Annotated in this window: 18 protein-coding genes; 7 read left to right on the top strand and 11 right to left on the bottom strand. The window is 71.9% G+C overall.

Going from position 1 to position 16,737, the window contains the following annotated elements:
• Positions 1-1,203: an argininosuccinate synthase gene (locus ACX25U_RS29550; RefSeq protein ID WP_454384477.1), complete on the bottom strand. Its 1,203-nt coding sequence runs from the start codon at positions 1,201-1,203 to the stop codon at positions 1-3.
• A 223-nt stretch (positions 1,204-1,426) separates the two neighbouring features.
• On the opposite strand from ACX25U_RS29550, the gene ACX25U_RS29545 reads away from it, so the two are divergent.
• On the top strand, positions 1,427-2,287 hold the full coding sequence (locus ACX25U_RS29545; RefSeq protein ID WP_454384475.1) for a hypothetical protein: 861 nt from the start codon (positions 1,427-1,429) through the stop codon (positions 2,285-2,287).
• Between the two features lie 120 nt (positions 2,288-2,407).
• Positions 2,408-2,995 (top strand): pyridoxamine 5'-phosphate oxidase family protein, encoded by a 588-nt coding sequence (locus tag ACX25U_RS29540; RefSeq protein ID WP_454384473.1) that lies wholly within the window; start codon positions 2,408-2,410, stop codon positions 2,993-2,995.
• Here ACX25U_RS29540 and ACX25U_RS29535 read toward each other — a convergent pair.
• Both ACX25U_RS29535 and ACX25U_RS29530 read right to left on the bottom strand, forming a co-directional pair.
• On the bottom strand, positions 2,937-4,505 hold the full coding sequence (locus tag ACX25U_RS29535; protein WP_454384471.1) for a sensor histidine kinase: 1,569 nt from the start codon (positions 4,503-4,505) through the stop codon (positions 2,937-2,939). The two genes, ACX25U_RS29540 and ACX25U_RS29535, sit on opposite strands and share 59 nt — an antisense overlap.
• Positions 4,502-5,251 (bottom strand): response regulator transcription factor, encoded by a 750-nt coding sequence (locus tag ACX25U_RS29530; RefSeq protein ID WP_454384469.1) that lies wholly within the window; start codon positions 5,249-5,251, stop codon positions 4,502-4,504. Before ACX25U_RS29530 ends, ACX25U_RS29535 begins: the two co-directional genes overlap by 4 nt.
• Before the next feature lie 155 nt (positions 5,252-5,406).
• Between ACX25U_RS29530 and ACX25U_RS29525 the strand changes: the two genes are divergently transcribed.
• The 5 genes from ACX25U_RS29525 to ACX25U_RS29505 all read left to right on the top strand — a co-directional run bounded on the left by ACX25U_RS29525 (position 5,407) and on the right by ACX25U_RS29505 (position 10,275).
• Positions 5,407-6,759 carry a ferredoxin reductase family protein gene (locus ACX25U_RS29525; RefSeq protein ID WP_454384467.1) on the top strand — a complete coding sequence of 451 codons (1,353 nt, stop codon included), beginning with the start codon at positions 5,407-5,409 and terminating at the stop codon, positions 6,757-6,759.
• A 7-nt stretch (positions 6,760-6,766) separates the two neighbouring features.
• Complete coding sequence (locus tag ACX25U_RS29520; RefSeq protein WP_454384466.1) at positions 6,767-7,216, top strand: FMN-binding protein; 450 nt, start codon at positions 6,767-6,769, stop codon at positions 7,214-7,216.
• Positions 7,217-7,278: 62 nt separating this feature from the next.
• Positions 7,279-8,661 carry a ferredoxin reductase family protein gene (locus ACX25U_RS29515; RefSeq protein ID WP_454384464.1) on the top strand — a complete coding sequence of 461 codons (1,383 nt, stop codon included), beginning with the start codon at positions 7,279-7,281 and terminating at the stop codon, positions 8,659-8,661.
• A 29-nt stretch (positions 8,662-8,690) separates the two neighbouring features.
• Positions 8,691-9,482 (top strand): FMN-binding protein, encoded by a 792-nt coding sequence (locus ACX25U_RS29510; protein ID WP_454384463.1) that lies wholly within the window; start codon positions 8,691-8,693, stop codon positions 9,480-9,482.
• 55 nt (positions 9,483-9,537) lie between these two features.
• Entirely contained in the window at positions 9,538-10,275 is a 738-nt protein-coding gene (locus ACX25U_RS29505) for an FAD:protein FMN transferase (protein ID WP_454394569.1), read from the top strand.
• Positions 10,276-10,476: 201 nt separating this feature from the next.
• Here the strand turns inward: ACX25U_RS29505 and ACX25U_RS29500 are convergent, their stop codons facing one another.
• From ACX25U_RS29500 to ACX25U_RS29465, 8 genes are all read right to left on the bottom strand, one after another.
• Entirely contained in the window at positions 10,477-11,037 is a 561-nt protein-coding gene (locus ACX25U_RS29500; protein WP_454384461.1) for an arginine repressor, read from the bottom strand.
• Between the two features lie 19 nt (positions 11,038-11,056).
• On the bottom strand, positions 11,057-12,241 hold the full coding sequence (locus ACX25U_RS29495) for an acetylornithine transaminase (protein ID WP_454394567.1): 1,185 nt from the start codon (positions 12,239-12,241) through the stop codon (positions 11,057-11,059).
• A gap of 23 nt (positions 12,242-12,264) precedes the next feature.
• On the bottom strand, positions 12,265-13,182 hold the full coding sequence (gene argB / locus ACX25U_RS29490; RefSeq protein WP_454384459.1) for an acetylglutamate kinase: 918 nt from the start codon (positions 13,180-13,182) through the stop codon (positions 12,265-12,267).
• Positions 13,179-14,330: a bifunctional glutamate N-acetyltransferase/amino-acid acetyltransferase ArgJ gene (argJ, locus tag ACX25U_RS29485; RefSeq protein ID WP_454384457.1), complete on the bottom strand. Its 1,152-nt coding sequence runs from the start codon at positions 14,328-14,330 to the stop codon at positions 13,179-13,181. Before argJ ends, argB begins: the two co-directional genes overlap by 4 nt.
• Positions 14,327-14,479, bottom strand: a complete 153-nt coding sequence (locus tag ACX25U_RS29480; protein WP_454384455.1) for a hypothetical protein — start codon at positions 14,477-14,479, stop codon at positions 14,327-14,329. The genes argJ and ACX25U_RS29480 overlap by 4 nt, the downstream gene beginning before the upstream one ends.
• On the bottom strand, positions 14,476-15,504 hold the full coding sequence (gene argC, locus ACX25U_RS29475; RefSeq protein WP_454384453.1) for an N-acetyl-gamma-glutamyl-phosphate reductase: 1,029 nt from the start codon (positions 15,502-15,504) through the stop codon (positions 14,476-14,478). The genes ACX25U_RS29480 and argC overlap by 4 nt, the downstream gene beginning before the upstream one ends.
• Before the next feature lie 113 nt (positions 15,505-15,617).
• Positions 15,618-16,211 carry a histidine phosphatase family protein gene (locus ACX25U_RS29470; RefSeq protein WP_454384451.1) on the bottom strand — a complete coding sequence of 198 codons (594 nt, stop codon included), beginning with the start codon at positions 16,209-16,211 and terminating at the stop codon, positions 15,618-15,620.
• Between the two features lie 52 nt (positions 16,212-16,263).
• Positions 16,264-16,701: a GNAT family N-acetyltransferase gene (locus ACX25U_RS29465; protein ID WP_454384449.1), complete on the bottom strand. Its 438-nt coding sequence runs from the start codon at positions 16,699-16,701 to the stop codon at positions 16,264-16,266.
• Positions 16,702-16,737 lie beyond the last annotated feature (36 nt).

Below are 16,737 nucleotides of genomic sequence, written 5' to 3'. Positions count from 1 at the left end.
TCAGGCTCCGCCTGCCAGATCACGCCGCGCGGCGATCTTCGACGACAGGCTGTAGATGTCGATGAAGCCCTTGGCCGCGGACTGGTCGAACGTGTCGCCGGTGTCGTAGGTGGCGAGGTTGAAGTCGTACAGCGACTCCTCGGAGCGCCGGCCGGTGACGACCGCGCGACCGCCGTGCAGGGTCATGCGGATGTCGCCGGAGACGTGCTGGTTGGCTTCGTTGATGAAGCCGTCCAGAGCCCGCTTGAGCGGGGAGAACCACTGGCCGTCGTAGACGAGTTCGCCCCAGCGCTGCTCGACCTGCCGCTTGTAGCGGGCGAGTTCGCGCTCGACGGTGACGCTCTCCAGCTCCTGGTGGGCGGTGATCAGGGCGATCGCGCCCGGAGCCTCGTACACCTCGCGGGACTTGATGCCGACCAGGCGGTCCTCGACCATGTCGATCCGGCCGATGCCCTGGGCGCCGGCACGCTCGTTGAGCTGCTGGATGGCCTGCAGGACGGTGACGGGCTTGCCGTCGATGGCGACCGGGACGCCCTCCTTGAAGGTGATGACCACCTCGTCGGGCTCGCGGGAGACGGCCGGGTTCTGGGTGTACTCGTAGATGTCCTCGATCGGCGCGTTCCAGATGTCCTCGAGGAAGCCGGTCTCCACGGCGCGGCCGAAGACGTTCTGGTCGATGGAGTACGGGGACTTCTTGGTGGTCGCGATCGGGAGGTTCTTCTCCTCGCAGAACGCGATGGCCTTGTCCCGGGTCATCGCGTAGTCGCGGACCGGGGCGATGCACTTCAGGTCGGGGGCGAGGGCGACGATGCCGGCCTCGAAGCGGACCTGGTCGTTGCCCTTGCCGGTGCAGCCGTGGGCGACGGTGGTGGCGCCGTGCTTCTTGGCGGCGGCGACCAGGTGCTTGACGATGGTCGGCCGGGACAGGGCGGAGACCAGCGGGTAGCGGTCCATGTAGAGGGCGTTGGCCTTGATCGCCGGGAGGCAGTACTCGTCGGCGAACTCGTCCTTGGCGTCGGCGACCTCGGCCTCGACGGCACCGCAGGCGAGCGCGCGCTTGCGGATGACGTCCAGGTCCTCGCCGCCCTGGCCGACGTCGACCGCAACGGCGATGACCTCGGCGCCCGTCTCCTCGGCGATCCAGCCGATGGCGACGGAGGTGTCCAGACCGCCCGAGTAGGCGAGTACGACGCGCTCGGTCACGGGTTTCTCCTCACACTGCATTCGCTGACATGCATGAGTATGCAGAACTCCGCATGATTCGTCAATCTCGGCGGGGCGCGGCGTGGCGCCGCGGGTTTCGAAAGGTGCTTGCGAAACTCCTCCGCCACTCCTTGAACGAGGACAACCGCTTTCCCGTATCTCTCGCAGAACGCAGGCGCCGCGTTTGCCAGACAGACACCCCCGATCCGAGTGAGGCATCCGTATGTCCAGGGCTCTTCCGAAGTACGACAAGCGCCGCGTCGCGTTCATCGGCGGCGCGGCCGCGGTGGTGCTGTCCGGCGCGGTCGTCGCCGGTTCCGCGCTGGCCGGGGAGACGCCCCGGCAGGGCGGCGCCCAGAACGCCCGGACCCTGGCGAGCCCCGGCACGATCACGTGCCCGGACGTCAGGTCCCAGCTCCCGGCGGTCCCCGCCTCCGCCCAGGCCGAGACCGACCGCAACCTCGCCCTGCTCGACACCCAGATCCAGGAGGCCAACACCCGCCTGCGGAACACCGTCGGACAGGGCGGCCCCAACTTCGTGCAGAACGCGATCCTCGGCCCGCTCAAGGACAAGCGCGTGGCCACGATCAACCGGATGGCGACGGCGATCGGCCGTACGGCCGCCAAGCCGCAGGGCCTGGACGCGCTCGCGCCGTGCACCCTGGACCAGGGCGGCAGCACGGGCTCGACCGGAGGAGCGGCGGGCAACGCGGGCGGCAACGGCAACGGGGCGGGCGCGAACACCGGCAACAACGGCAACGCGGCCGACAACAACGCCGGCAACGCCGCCGCCGGCACCATCACCTGCCCCGACGTGAAGTCCCAGCTCCCGGCGGTCCCCGCCTCCGCCCAGGCCGAGACCGACCGCAACCTCGCCCTGCTCGACACCCAGGTCCAGGAGGCCAACACCCGCCTGCGGAACACCGTCGGACAGGGCGGCCCCAACTTCGTGCAGAACGCGATCCTCGGCCCGCTCAAGGACAAGCGGAAGTCCACCATCGACCGCATCGCCATCGCCATCGGCCGTACGTCGACCAAGCCGCAGGGTCTGGACTCCCTGGCCGCCTGCGCCCTCACCAAGTGAGGTGACAGGCAGCCGTGGCCGCCCCGAGGAAGCGCCGGCCGGGGCGGCCACGGTGGGCGAGCCGGATCGATCCCGCAATTCCTCGGACAGTCAAAAGAACCGCCCGGATAATCGTTGGGCATGGGAAAGACCTACGAGCGCATAGACGGCAGGCTGCGCACCTTCATCGAGGAGCAGCCCCTCTTCTTCACCGCGACCGCTCCGCTGTCCGGCGACGGCACGGTCAACCTCTCCCCCAAGGGCCTGAAGGGCTCCTTCGCGGTGCTCGACGAACGCACCGTGGCCTACCTGGACTTCGCCGGGTCCAACGCGGAGACGATCGCGCATCTGCGCGAGAACGGCCGGATCACCCTCATGTGGTGCGCCTTCCAGGGCCCGCCCACCATCGTGCGCCTCCACGGCAGGGGCGAGCCGGTCTTCCGCGACGACCCGCGCTTCGAGGAACTCCTCGCCCGTTTCCCCGACATCGACCCCGCCTCGCACGGGCTGCGCGCGATCATCGTCGTACGCGCCGAACTGATCCGGGACACCTGCGGATACGCGGTGCCCTTCATGGCGTACGAGGCGGACCGCGACCTGCACGGCAAGCGCTTCGCGCGCGAGGACGACGCCTCGCTGAACGAGTACTTCACCAGGAAGGAGCACGTGGTCACGAGTCTGGACGGCCTGCCCGGACTGCCGCTGCCCCTGCCGCCGTCCACGGTCTGAGCCCTCCGTCGCCCGTCGGCAGCCGCACCGTGAACGTCGTGGAACCGGGGCGGCTGTCCAGACTCACGCTCCCCCCGTGGGCCTGAGCCACGGCCGCCACGATCGACAGGCCGAGTCCCGCTCCGGCGCCGCCGGACGGGTCCGTGCGGCGGCGGTCGGCGCGGGTGAAGCGTTCGAAGACGCCCGGCTGGACGTCCTCGGGGACGCCGGGGCCGTCGTCGTGGACCCGCAGGACAGCCGCGCCGGAAGGCGTCTCGAGGTCCAGGGACACCGTCGCCTTGGTGCCCACGGGTGTGTGCAGACGCGCGTTGGCCAACAGGTTGGCCAGCACCTGTTGGAGCCGGTGGGCGTCACCGGTCACCGTCACCGGGTCCTCCGGCAGCTCCATGGTCCAGCGGTGCTCGGGTCCCGCGGCCCGGGCGTCCGTCACCGCGTCCAGGACCAGGCGGGTGAGGTCGACCGGGCGGCGCTCCAGGGGGCGGCCGGCGTCCAGACGGGCCAGCAACAGCATCTCGTCGACCATCTCGCCCATCCGTGCGGATTCGGCGGCGATGCGCTCCAGGGCTCGGGTGATCTCGGGCGGCACCGGCCCCGGGTGCAGCAGGGCGAGCTCGGCGTGTCCGCGCACCGAGGCGACCGGGGTGCGCAGCTCGTGGCTGGCGTCGGCGGCGAAGCTGCGCAGCCGCTCCTCACTGGCGTGCCGTTTGGTCAACGCGTCCTCGACGTGGTGGAGCATGCGGTTGAAGGCGGCGGCGACCCGGCCCACCTCGCTGCGCGGGTCGGCCCGCGGCGCCCGTGGCGGCAGCGCCACCTCGCCGCTGGCCAGCGGCAGCTCGCTGACCCGGGTGGCGGTTTCCGCGACCCGGCTCAGCGGCCGGAGCGACCAGCGCACCCACAGGGCCCCGGTGACCCCGGCGACGGCCAGCGCCAGCCCGAAGACGGCCCCGGCGACCAGTTCGAGCCGGTGGACCGTGGCCCGCACCGGCTCCATCGGCAGCCCGGTGATCAGCACGTCGCCGTCCCGCCCCGGCCAGGCAGCCAGCCGGTAGTCGCCCAACGCGGACAGGTACACCGTATGGCCGCCACGGTCCACCGGAAGCGTGGCCAGGGCCCTGCGGTCGGCGGCGGTGAGGGTGACGCCGAAGTCCGGACGGGACCGGGACGGGACCACCGCCGCATGCGTCACCGTGCCGGTGAGCAGCCGGGCGCCGAAGGTCCCGGCGGCCTGGCGGCGGGTGTCGCCGTGCTCGTCGCCGTCGTGGTCCGAAGGCTTGGTGGCCGTGACCGTGCCGTGCTCCAGGCTCTGCGGAAAGCTCGACCCGGTCTGCCGCAGCTGCTGGTCCAGCCGGCCGGTGAGGAAGCCGTCCAGCTCCCAGACCGCGGCCACCCCGACGGCGGCACAGCTCACGGCGAGCAGCACCACCAGGCCGAAGGTGAGCCGGGCGCGCAGCGTGCGCAGCCGGGGCAGCCGCCGTGTCCACCGGGCCGAAGCCCGCGGCGACGCCCTCACCGCAGTGCCGGCTTCAGTACGTACCCGGCCCCGCGCACGGTGTGGATCATGGGCTCCCGGCCGGCGTCCACCTTCTTGCGCAGATAGGAGATGTACAGCTCCACCACATGCGCCTGGCCGCCGAAGTCGTACGACCACACGCGGTCCAGGATCTGCGCCTTGCTCAGCACCCGGCGCGGGTTGTGCATCAGGAAGCGCAGCAGTTCGAACTCGGTCGGGGACAGCTCGATCAGCTCTCCCGCCCGGGTGACCTCACGGGCGTCCTCGTCCATGACCAGGTCGCCCACGGTCAACCGCGGGCCCTCCTCCGACTGCCGGGCCATGCCGGCACGGCGCAGCAGTCCGCGCAGCCGGGCGACCACCTCCTCCAGGCTGAACGGCTTGGTCACGTAGTCGTCGCCGCCCGCGGTGATCCCCGCGATGCGGTCCTCCACCGCGTCCCGCGCGGTGAGGAAGAGCACACAGACGTCCGGCTGCACGGCGTGCAGCTCGCGCAGCACGGCGAAGCCGTCGGTGTCCGGAAGCATCACGTCGAGGACGACGGCGTCGGGCCGCAGCTCGCGGGCCGCGGCGGCGGCCGAGGCCCCGTCGCCGGCGGTGCGGACCTGCCAGCCCTGGTAGCGCAGGGCGCCCGAGAGCACCTCGGCGAGGTCCGGGTCGTCGTCGACGACGAGGACGCGCACGGGGGTGCCGTCGAGGCGGGTGAGGGCGGGCAGGGCGGGTGGGTTCGGGCGGGAGGTGTTCATGGCCCCTCCAGCATCGCCGGTCGCCGGCCGGTGCGGCGCCGGAGGATCTTTAAGAATTTCCTGAGAGTGCCCCGTCGGGGTCCGCCGCTCAGAGCGTCCTCAGAGGTTCGCCGCGCACAGTTGCGTCCCGTACCGGAGAAAGGACGGGGAACGAGATGACCACGGCGTACGAGCGGCGGGCGGCACCGCCCGTGCCACTGGCGACACGGCGCTCCCCGGCGGGCGCCGTGCTCGCGCTGCTGTGGGCGGGGGCCGCCGCGGTGGTCGGTCTGTGGTGGTACGACACCGCCTCCGTCGTGGGTGCGGCGGGCCGGCTGACCGGCGCCGGGCGGATCACGGGCCTGCTGTGCGGGTACGCCTGCGCGGTGCTCGTGGGGCTGATGGCGCGGGTGCCGCTGCTGGAGCGGCGGATCGGCTCGGACCGGGTGGCCCGCTGGCATGCGATGGCCGGCCGCTACACGGTGTGCCTGCTGGTCGCGCACGTGGTGCTGGTCCTGGCCGGGTACGCCGCCCAGGACGGCTCCTCCCTCGTGCGCGAGGCGGTCACCGTGGTGCTCGACTACCCGGAGATGCTCAAGGCCACCGCCGGCACGGTGATCCTGTTCGCGGTCGGCATCACCTCGGCCCGCGCGGTGCGCCGCCGTACCAGTCACGAGTTCTGGTACTACGTGCACCTGCTCACCTACGCCGCCGTCTTCCTCGCCTTCGGGCACCAACTCGCCCTCGGCAACGAGTTCAACGGCCACACCGCGGCCACCGCCGCCTGGTACGTCCTGTATCTGGGCGTCGCCGCCCTGGTGCTGTGGTTCCGGATCCTGGTCCCGGTGCGGCTCAACCGGCGGCACCGGATGCGGGTCGAGGCGGTGCACCAGGAAGCGCCGGGGGTGTACTCCGTCGTCGTACGCGGCCACCGGCTGGACGAACTGGGTGCGCGGCCCGGGCAGTTCTTCCGCTGGCGGTTCCTCGCCGAGGGCATGAGCCGGACGTCGACGCCGTACTCCCTGTCGGCGCCGCCCCGCCCGGACCTGCTGCGCATCACGGTGAAGGCGCTCGGCGACCACAGCGCGGCCGTGCCGCTGCTGCGGCCGGGCACCCGGGTGTGGGCGGAGGGCCCGTACGGCGCGCTGACCGCCGACCGGCGCACCTCGCACAAGTCACTGCTGATCGCCGCCGGGGTCGGCATCACCCCGATGCGGGCACTGTTCGAGACCCTGCCCGGTGACGTCGCCCTGCTGTACCGGGCACGCACGGCTGAAGACCTCGCCCTGGGCGGCGAGTTGGAGGCCATAGCGCGCCGGCGCGGAGCACGGGTGCTGTACGCGCTGAACGGACCGCGCGGCGAGCGCCCCCGCATCACCGTCGAGTCGCTGCGCGCGGCCGTCTCCGACCTGGCCGGGCACGACGTGTACATCTGCGGTCCGCACGCCTTCGCCCGGGACCTGTACGAGGTGCTGCGCGCCGCCGGGGTGCCGGACCGCCGTATCCACCACGAGTCGTTCGAGCTGTGAGGCCGAGTTGCACGCGTTGAAGAAGAACCGTCCGCTGCGCCGCGTCGTGCTGGCGAGTGCCGCCACCGTCTCCGGGCTGGTGATGCTGCTGTCGCTGAAGCCGCACACACCGCCGCAGATCGCCGCGGCACCCGCGCCCGCTCACTCCGGCGGCGCGAGCGCGTCCAGTGGGTCCACCGGCGCCAGGACCGTCACCGGCGAGACGGTGCGGACCCGCTGGGGCCCCGTCCAGGTGCGGGTCACGCTCAAGAACAACCGGATCACGGAGGTGACCGCGCTCTCCTACCCCACGGAGAACCCACGGGACCGGGAGATCAGCGGCTACGCCGTCCCCCAGCTGCGAAGGGAGGCGCTGGCCGCGCAGAGCGCGGACATCGACACGGTCTCGGGAGCCACCTACACAAGCGACGGTTACCGCCGATCACTTCAGTCCGCGTTGGACTCGGCGAGCCACTGAACGCTCGGCGGACGCGCCACGTATCTGTGGGCGACCAAGGGTCGAATCGCCACGGAGGAACCGTGACCACCACGCTCGCAGGAGGCCGCGCCGCCCGGCGCCAGACGATGCGCCGCATCCGGCCGCGTCGCTCTCCCGCCGTCCCGCTGCTGCTCGCCGTCGCGGCGGGCGCCGCGGGCGTCGTCTGGCTGTGGTGGATGAACACCCCGTCCATCGCCGACACAGGCGGAAAGATCCTCAACGCGGGCCGGATCACCGGCCTGCTCGCCGGCTACCTCATGGCGCTGGTCGTCCTGCAGATGGCGCGCGTGCCCGCCCTGGAACGCCGGGTCGGATCCGACCGGGTCGCCCGCTGGCACGCCATGAGCGGCCGTTACACGCTCTGCCTGGTGATCGCGCACGTCTTCCTCACCATGTGGGGCTACGCGCTGCAGGCCGGCAAGTCGCTCGGCGACATCGTGCAGCAGACGATCAGCTCCGTCAACGAGCTGCCCGACATGGGCAAGGCCGCCATCGGCACCGGACTGCTGGTCGTCATCGGGCTGGTCTCGATCGGCCCGGTGCGTCGCCTGATGCCGTACGACACCTGGTACCACGTGCACCTGTTCACGTACGCGGCGGTGTTCCTGACGTTCTGGCACCAGATCACCACCGGCAACGACTTCGCCGTCGAGCCGGCCGCCAAGACCTTCTGGTACGCCCTGTACGGCGCGGTGACCGCGCTGGTGGTCTGGTACCGGATCCTCACCCCGATCCGGCTGAACCTGCGTCACAAGATGCGGGTGGAGGCGGTGATCGAGGAGTCGCCGGGCATCGTGTCGGTGCTGATCGGCGGCAGGAAACTGCACCGGATGGGCGCCGAGGCCGGGCAGTTCTTCCGCTGGCGGTTCCTGGCGCCCGGCATGCGGTTCTCCTCGCACCCGTACTCGCTGTCGGCGGCGCCCCGCCCGGACCTGCTGCGCATCACCGTCAAGGCGATCGGCGACCACAGCGCCCGGCTGCGCGAGCTGGAGCCCGGCACCCGGGTGTGGGCGGAGGGCCCGTACGGCGCGCTGACCGCGTCCCGGCGCAGCCAGGGCAAGGTGCTGCTGGTCGCGGGCGGTGTCGGCATCACCCCGATGCGGGCACTGTTCGAGACGCTGCCGGGCGCGGCCGGTGACATCACGCTGCTCTACCGGGCCAACAGCACCGAGGACCTGGCCCTGTGGGACGAGCTGGCGAAGATCGCCGACGAGCGCGGCGCCCGGCTGATGTACGCGGTGAACAGCCCCGACGGCGAACGCCCCGACATCTCCGCGGAGTCCCTGAAGCGGAAGATCGCCGACATCGACCGCCACGACGTCTTCATGTGCGGCCCGCCCGGTTTCGCGCAGTCGGTGTACGAGGCACTGCGCGGCGCGGGAGTCCCCGCCCGCCGCATCCATCACGAGTCGTTCGAGATGTGAGCGACGGGACTTCAGGAGCTTGGGAGAAGATGAGGAAGAGCCACCCCGTCCGACGTGCCGTGCTCGCCGGCGCCGCGACCGTGTCCGGCATCGTGCTGCTGCTGTCGCTGAAGCCGGCGTCCGACCCGGCCTCCGCCTCGGCGGCCGGCGCGGCCCCGCTGCCGCCCGCGGCGGCGCAGGAGTCGCCGCAGGGCGGTAGCGGCGCGCAGCGGACGGGCACGCGGAACGTCACCGGCGACGTGGCCCGGACCCAGTACGGCAACGTGCAGGTCAGGCTGACCGTCAGCGACGGGAGGATCGTCGGGGCCGAGGCGGTGCAGGCGCCCCAGGGCGGGGTCAGCGGCCAGAAGACCGACCTGGCCGTGCCCAGGCTCAACCAGGCGGCCGTCGCGGCCGGCAGCGCGGACATCGACACGGTGTCCGGGGCCACCTACACCAGCAGCGGCTACAAGCAGTCGCTGCAGTCGGCACTGGACAAGGTGAAGGCGAGCGGCGGCTCCTCGGGTTCTTCGGGCTCCTCGGGTTCTTCGGGCTCCGGTGCCGCCCAGGCCCGTACCGTCACCGGCAAGGTCGCCCAGACCCAGTACGGGCCGGTGCAGGTCCGCATCACGGTCAGCGGCGGGAAGATCACCGAGGCCGAGGCGGTGCAGGCGCCCCAGGGCGGGGTCAGCGGCCAGAAGACCGACCTGGCCGTGCCCAGGCTCAACCAGGCGGCCGTCGCGGCCGGCAGCGCGGACATCGACACGGTGTCCGGGGCCACCTACACCAGCAGCGGCTACAAGCAGTCGCTGCAGTCGGCACTGGACCAGGCCGGTGGCTGAGGCCGTGGCCGAGTCGGCGAAGGCTCCCGCCGCGGTACGTCACGCGGAGGAGGTCATGGGGACGGTCTTCTCCTTCGACGTCCGCGGCGGGGAACCCGACGCGGTTCGGACGGCACTGCGCGAGGCGGTAGCAGGGCTGCACCGGGTCGACGAGGTGTTCAGCACCTACCGCGACGACAGCCAGATCTCCCGCCTCGCGCGCGGGGAGCTCACCGTGGAGGAGTGCGATCCCGAGGTCGCCGGGGTCCTCGCCCTGGGCGCCGAGGCCGAGCGGGTCGGCGAGGGCTGGTTCAGCCTGCGCCACCAGGGGGACCTGGACCCGACCGGGATCGTCAAGGGCTGGGCCACCGAACGGGCCGCCCGGCGGATCGCGGCGGCGGGCGTGAACGGGGTCAGCGTGAACGGCGGCGGGGATGTGCAGCTACTGGGCTCCCCCGGCCCGCAGCGGCCCTGGCGGGTCGGCGTGTCGGACCCTCTGCGCCCCGGTGCCCTGGCCGCGGTGGTCTCCGCGGCGGGGGCGGAGGAGCTGGCGGTGGCCACGTCGGGTACGGCGGAGCGCGGGGCCCACATCGTGGACCCCCGCACCGGCCGCTCCGCGGTCACCGACCTGGTGGCGGTCACGGTGGTCGCCCCCCGGCTGACCTGGGCGGACTGCTGGGCCACGGCCGCGTTCGCGATGGGCTCGCGGGAGGGGCTGGCCTGGCTGGAGTCACTGCCGGACGTGGAAGCGCTGCTGATCACGGCGGGCGACGAGGTCAGGTGTACGGCAGGGCTTGCCGCCTGGCTGGGGTGAGGGTTCAGCGGCGTTGCTGCCGAGGGGTGGGTCGGCTCGCCCGCGCTCGCGGGGTGCCGCCCCCGAGCTCTTCGAACAGGGGGTGCCCCCAGCACCCACCCTCCCCCCGAGCTCTCGGCTTCGCTCGAGCAGGGGACCCCCACCGCCCTGGGGTCCCCCAGGCGTTCAGCACTGAGGGAGGCACGACTGCCCGCAGCTGGGTCAGTGTCCGTTCTGGGCCAGTCGCAGCAGGTGGTCCGCCAGCGCCTGCCCCCCACTGGGATCCCGGCTGATCAACAGCAGCGTGTCGTCGCCGGCGATCGTCCCGAGGATGTCGTGCAGCTCGGCCTGGTCGATCGCCGAGGCGAGGAACTGCGCCGCCCCCGGAGGGGTCCGCAGCACCACGAGATTCGCGGAGGCCTCCGCGGAGATCAGCAGCTCCTGCGAGAGCCGCCGCATCCGCTCCTCCTTGGCCGACTCCCCCAGCGGCGCACGCGGCGTGCGGAAACCCCCCTCGCTCGGCACCGCGTAGATCAGGTCGCCGTCGGTGTTGCGGATCTTCACCGCGTTCAGCTCGTCCAGGTCCCGCGACAGCGTCGCCTGGGTGACGCTCAGCCCGTCGTCGGCCAGCAGCTTCGCCAACTGGCTCTGCGACCGCACCGGTTGCCGGTTGAGGATGTCCACGATCCGGCGGTGGCGCGCGGTTCGCGTCTGCGGCACGCCGGGCCCGGAGTTCGCGGCTTCGGTCTGCCCGGTCTGCCCGTAGTCCTGCGCCTGACTCATCGTCGTCCCATTCTCCGGATCATCCGTCCCCGCCTGCCACGTCCAGGATGCCGGGCAGCGCTCCGAGGAAGGCGTCCACCGCGTCGTCGCCGAGGTTCAGCGGCGGCATCAGCCGTACGACGTCGGGAGCGGGCGCGTTCACCAGGAAACCGGCCTCCTGAGCCGCCTGCTGCACCTGCGGCGCGAGCGGCTCGGTGAGCACGATACCCAGGAGCAGGCCGGCGCCCCGGACATGGCCGGTCAACGGGTGGCCCAGGGACTCGATTCCCTCGCGCAGCTTCTCGCTCTGCCGCTTGACGTTCTCCAGCAGCCCCTCGCCCCCGATGGTGTCCAGCACCGCGAGTCCGGCGGCGCAGGCGACCGGGTTGCCGCCGAAGGTCGTACCGTGCTGGCCGGGCTGGAGCAGTTCGGCGGCGCGCCCGAAGGCGACGGTGGCGCCGAGCGGGAGCCCGCCGCCGAGGCCCTTGGCGAGGGTGACGACGTCCGGCAGGACGCCGTCGTGGGCCTGGTACTCGAACCAGTGCCCGGTACGGCCGATGCCGGTCTGCACCTCGTCGAGGACCAGCAGCGCGCCGGTGGCCGCCGTGATCGCGCGGGCCGCCTTCAGATAGCCGGGCGGGGGTACGACGACGCCGTTCTCTCCCTGGATGGGCTCGATGACGACGAGGGCGGTGTCCTCGGTGACGGCGGCGGCCAGCGCCTGCGCGTCCCCGTACGGCACGTGCGTGACCTCGCCGGGCAGCGGCAGGAACGGCTCCTGCTTGCCGGGCTGGCCGGTGAGCGCGAGCGCGCCCATCGTACGGCCGTGGAAGCCTCCTTCAGTGGCGACCATGTGCCGACGGCCGGTCAGCCGGCCGATCTTGAAGGCGCCCTCGTTGGCCTCGGCTCCGGAGTTGCAGAAGAACACCTTGCCGTCCCGGCCGAAGAGCTGCAGCAGGCGCTCGGCGAGGGCGACGGGCGGTTCGGCGATGAACAGGTTGGAGACGTGCCCGAGGGAGGCGATCTGCCGGCTGACGGCCTCGACGACGGCGGGGTGGGCGTGGCCGAGCGCGTTGACCGCGATGCCGCCGACGAAGTCCAGGTACTCGTTGCCGTCGGCGTCCCACAGCCTCGCGCCCTCGCCGCGGACGAGGGGCAGGCGCGGCGTGCCGTAGTTGTTCATGAGCGCGCCCTGCCAGCGCGCGGTCAGTTGCTCGTTGCTCACGCCCTGGTTCACGCCCTGGTTGCTCATGACTCCCCCTGTTCGTCCGGCACGACCATCGTGCCGATGCCTTCGTCGGTGAAGATCTCCAGCAGGATCGAGTGCTGGACCCGGCCGTCGATGACGCGGGCGGTGCGCACCCCGTTGCGGACGGCGTGCAGGCAGCCCTCCATCTTCGGGACCATGCCGGAGGACAGCTCCGGCAGCAGCTTCTCCAGCTCGCTCGCGGTCAGGCGGCTGATCACCTCGTCGGAGTTCGGCCAGTCCTCGTAAAGACCCTCGACGTCGGTGAGGACCATGAGGGTTTCGGCGCCCAGCGCCGCAGCGAGTGCCGCAGCCGCCGTATCAGCATTGACGTTGTAGACATGTCCATTGTCGCTGTCGTCCTGGGAGCGGGCGATCGAGGAGACGACCGGGATGCGGCCGTCGGCGAGCAGTGCCTCGATCGCGCCCGTGTCGATCTCGGTGATCTCGCCCACCCGTCCGATGTCGACCAGCTCGCCGTCGATCTCGGGGGTGTGCTTGGTGGCGGTGATGGTGTGCGCGTCCTCGCCGGTGAGGCCGACGGCGAACGGCCCGTGCTGGTTGAGCAGCCCGACCAGCTCCCGCTGCACCTGCCCGGCCAGCACCATGCGTACGACGTCCATGGCGTCCTCGGTGGTGACTCTGAGGCCCGCCTTGAACTCGCTGACGATGCCGTGCTTGTCCAGGGCCGCGCTGATCTGCGGGCCGCCGCCGTGCACGACGACCGGCTTCAGACCGGCGTGCCGCAGGAAGACGACGTCCTGGGCGAAGGCCGACTTCAGCTCCTCGTTCACCATGGCGTTGCCGCCGAACTTGATGACGACGGTCTTACCGTGGTGCCGGGTCAGCCAGGGCAGCGCCTCGATGAGGATCTGGGCTTTCGGCAGGGCCGTGTGCTTACGAGTCGTTCCCGTGCTCATGATGAATATGCGCTGTTCTCGTGGACGTAGTCGGCGGTCAGGTCGTTGGTCCAGATGGTGGCGGTCTCGGAACCGGCGGCGAGGTCCGCCACGATGTGGACCTCGCGGTAGCGCATGTCGACCTTCTCGCGGTCCTCGCCGACGCCGCCGTTCTTGCACACCCAGACGCCGTTGATGGCGACGTTGAGCCGGTCGGGCTCGAAGGCGGCCCCGGTGGTGCCGATGGCGGACAGGACGCGGCCCCAGTTGGGGTCCTCGCCGTGGATGGCGCACTTGAGGAGGTTGTTGCGGGCGATGGAGCGGCCCACCTCCACGGCGTCGGCCTCCGTCGCGGCGTTGACCACCTCGACCTTGATGTCCTTGCTGGCGCCCTCGGCGTCCCGGATGAGCTGCTGCCCGAGGTCGTCGCACACCGCCCGTACGGCTTCGGCGAACTCCTCGTGCTCCGGGGTGACTTCGGAGGCGCCGGAGGCGAGCAGCAGCACGGTGTCGTTGGTGGACATGCAGCCGTCGGAGTCGACCCGGTCGAAGGTGACCCTGGTGGCGGCGCGCAGGGCCTTGTCGAGTGCGCCGGCCTCGAGGTCGGCGTCGGTGGTGAGGACGACGAGCATGGTGGCGAGGCCGGGGGCGAGCATGCCGGCGCCCTTGGCCATGCCGCCGACGGTCCAGCCGTCCTTGGTGACGACGGAGGTCTTGTGGACGGTGTCGGTGGTCTTGATGGCGATGGCGGCCTTCTCGCCGCCGTGTTCGGAGAGCTGGGCGGCGGCCGCCCCGACGCCCGGCAGCAGCTTGTCCATGGGGAGCAGGACACCGATCAGGCCGGTGGAGCAGACGGCGACCTCGATGGCGCCGACGCCGAGCACGTCGGCCGCCTTCTCGGCGGTGGCGTGGGTGTCCTGGAAGCCCTTGGGCCCCGTACAGGCGTTGGCGCCGCCGGAGTTGAGGACGACCGCGGAGAGCCGGCCGGTCTTGAGGACCTGCTCGGACCACTGCACCGGGGCGGCCTTGACGCGGTTGGAGGTGAAGACGCCGGCGGCGGCGCGGCGGGGCCCGGTGTTGACCACGAGGGCCAGGTCCGGGTTGCCGTTCTCCTTGATCCCGGCGGCGATGCCCGCCGCCTGGAATCCCTTGGCTGCCGTGACGCTCACTGCATCTCCTTGTTCGCCCCGCCGCGGTAGCGGCTGATGTCACTGCCGCCCGTGCAGCGCAGCGGTGCGGCCGTCTCCCCCAGTGCCTGGACGGCCTGGGAGGTACCCCCAGTCGTCTGCGGCCCGGTGGCTGCACGTGCGTCGCTCACGGTGCGACTCCGATCGTGGAAAGTCCGGTGGTCTCGTCGAGCCCGAGGGCGATGTTCATGCTCTGCACGGCACCGCCCGCGGTGCCCTTGGTCAGGTTGTCGATGGCGCTGATCGCGACGACGCGGTGCGCGGCGGGGTCGTGGGCGACCTGGATCTGTACGGCGTTGGAGCCGTACACGGCCGCGGTGGCGGGCCACTGTCCCTCGGGGAGGAGGTGGACGAAGGGTTCGTCGGCGTAGGCCTTCTCGTAGGCGGCGCGCACGGACTCGGCGGTCACGCCGGGCTTGGCCTTCGCGCTGCACGTGGCGAGGATGCCGCGGGGCATCGGCGCGAGGGTGGGCGTGAAGGACACGGTGACCGGCTCCCCCGCCGCCGCGCTGAGGTTCTGGATCATCTCGGGGGTGTGCCGGTGGACGCCGCCGACGCCGTAGGGGGACATGGAGCCCATGACCTCGGAGCCGAGCAGGTGCGGCTTGGGTGCCTTGCCGGCGCCGGAGGTGCCGGAGGCGGCGACGATCACGGCCTCGTTCTCGGCGAGGCCGGCCTCGTACGCCGGGAAGAGGGCGAGGGAGGCGGCGGTGGGGTAGCAACCGGGTACCGCGATGCGCTTGGACCCCTCCAGCGCGGCGCGGGCACCCGGAAGTTCGGGAAGGCCGTAGGGCCAGGTGCCGGCGTGCGGGGAGCCGTAGAACTTCTCCCAGTCGGCCGGGTTCTTCAGCCGGAAGTCGGCGCCCAGGTCGATGACGAGGACGTCGGGGCCGAGTCGCTCGGCGACGGCGGCGGACTGGCCGTGCGGCAGGGCGAGGAAGACGACGTCGTGCCCGGCGAGGACTTCGGGGGTGGTCTCCGCAAGGACGCGGTCGGCCAGCGGCAGCAGGTGCGGCTGCAGCGCGCCGAGGCGCTGTCCGGCGTTGGAGTTCCCGGTCAGGGCGCCGATCTCGGCCTCGGGGTGCGCCAGCAGCAGCCGCAGCGCCTCTCCGCCCGCGTATCCACTCGCTCCGGCGACCGCCACACGTACAGCCATGAACCCTCCTCCTTGATGGCATGACTATACGTATCGCTGCACGTTTATGCAACGGCGGCAGCGCCAGGCCAGGCCGCCGGACGGCTGGTGGGTTCGCCGTCCGGGACGCGGGACTACGCGCGCGGGAGCGGAGCCGGTACGCCGTCGAGGCGGAGGTACCAGCGGCCGGCGTGGCCGGTGACGGTGGTGGTCGACAGGGGGCGGACGTCGATGTTCCAGTAGATGGACGGGGGCGCCTTCAGGGCGTAGACCAGGGCGGCGCGGATCACGGAGGGCTCGGCCACGGCGACGACGCGGCAGCCGTCCTCGACGGGCCGGGTGTCGAGCCAGCCGCCGACGCGGGTGATGAAGGACAGCAGCGACTCGCCGCCGTGCGGGGTGCCGCGCGGGTCGGCGAGCCAGGCGTCCACGGCCTGCGGCTCGCGGGCCATCGCCTCGCCCAGTGTGAGCCCGCGCCAGCGGCCCATGTCGCAGTCCCGCAGGGCGAGCTGGACGAGCGGGGCGTAGCCGAGGGCGTCCCCGGTGGCGCGACTGCGCGGAGTGGGCGAGCAATAGCGCAGGTCGGCGGCGGCGAGCGGCAGCAGTTCCTGGGCGACCCGCCACACCTCGTCCCAGCCTGCCTGGTCGAGCTGCCGGTCGTCCTCGAACCGCTCGGCGAGCAACGGGGAGCTGCGCGCCGCGGCGACGAACGTGACCCGAACTGCCATGCCGCGATCGTGGGCCGGGAGAGTGAGCAGGTCAAGGGGTGTTACCGCGAGGTTATTCGAAAGCGAGCGCCATCCACTGCCCGGGCCGCTCCAGCGGCCGGAAGCCGAGCTTCTCGTACACGCCGTGCGCGTCGTGGGTGGCCAGCATGACGCGCCGCAGCCCGTAGGGCCGCAGGTGCTCGCGTACGGCGCCGGCGAGCGCCGTGCCGATGCCCTTGCCGCGCACGGCCGGGTCGACGTACACGTCGCACAGCCAGGCGAAGGTGGCCCGGTCGGTCACGACCCGGGCATACGCCACCTGTTCCCCTGAAAGCACCTCGAACACTCCGAAGTTGAGCGACCCCTCGATCGCCCGGTCCTGCTTCTCCCGCGTCCGGCCCAGCGCCCAGTAGGCGTCCGTGGACAGCCAGCGGTGGACGCGTTCGACGTCGAGGCGGTCCGGGTCGGTGGAGATCTCGTAGCCGTCGGCGAGGTGTGGGGTGTCATGCATGGCGCGATAGTACTCGCAGGTCAGGGTGGCGGTGCC

The sequence above is a fragment of the Streptomyces sp. JNUCC 63 genome, from assembly GCF_054366325.1.
Note: the sequence above shows the minus strand (reverse complement) of the source record. Positions and strands in the feature narration are given on the sequence as shown.

Bases quoted from the DNA above. Each gene is read 5' to 3' on its own strand.
- ACX25U_RS29545 (WP_454384475.1), top strand. From the start codon at position 1,427: ATGTCCAGGGCTCTTCCGAAGTACGACAAGCGCCGCGTCGCGTTCATC.
- ACX25U_RS29540 (WP_454384473.1), top strand. From the start codon at position 2,408: ATGGGAAAGACCTACGAGCGCATAGACGGCAGGCTGCGCACCTTCATC.
- ACX25U_RS29530 (WP_454384469.1), bottom strand. From the start codon at position 5,251: ATGAACACCTCCCGCCCGAACCCACCCGCCCTGCCCGCCCTCACCCGC.
- ACX25U_RS29525 (WP_454384467.1), top strand. From the start codon at position 5,407: ATGACCACGGCGTACGAGCGGCGGGCGGCACCGCCCGTGCCACTGGCG.
- ACX25U_RS29510 (WP_454384463.1), top strand. From the start codon at position 8,691: ATGAGGAAGAGCCACCCCGTCCGACGTGCCGTGCTCGCCGGCGCCGCG.
- ACX25U_RS29505 (WP_454394569.1), top strand. From the start codon at position 9,538: ATGGGGACGGTCTTCTCCTTCGACGTCCGCGGCGGGGAACCCGACGCG.
- ACX25U_RS29500 (WP_454384461.1), bottom strand. From the start codon at position 11,037: ATGAGTCAGGCGCAGGACTACGGGCAGACCGGGCAGACCGAAGCCGCG.
- argB (WP_454384459.1), bottom strand. From the start codon at position 13,182: ATGAGCACGGGAACGACTCGTAAGCACACGGCCCTGCCGAAAGCCCAG.
- argC (WP_454384453.1), bottom strand. From the start codon at position 15,504: ATGGCTGTACGTGTGGCGGTCGCCGGAGCGAGTGGATACGCGGGCGGA.
- ACX25U_RS29470 (WP_454384451.1), bottom strand. From the start codon at position 16,211: ATGGCAGTTCGGGTCACGTTCGTCGCCGCGGCGCGCAGCTCCCCGTTG.
- ACX25U_RS29465 (WP_454384449.1), bottom strand. From the start codon at position 16,701: ATGCATGACACCCCACACCTCGCCGACGGCTACGAGATCTCCACCGAC.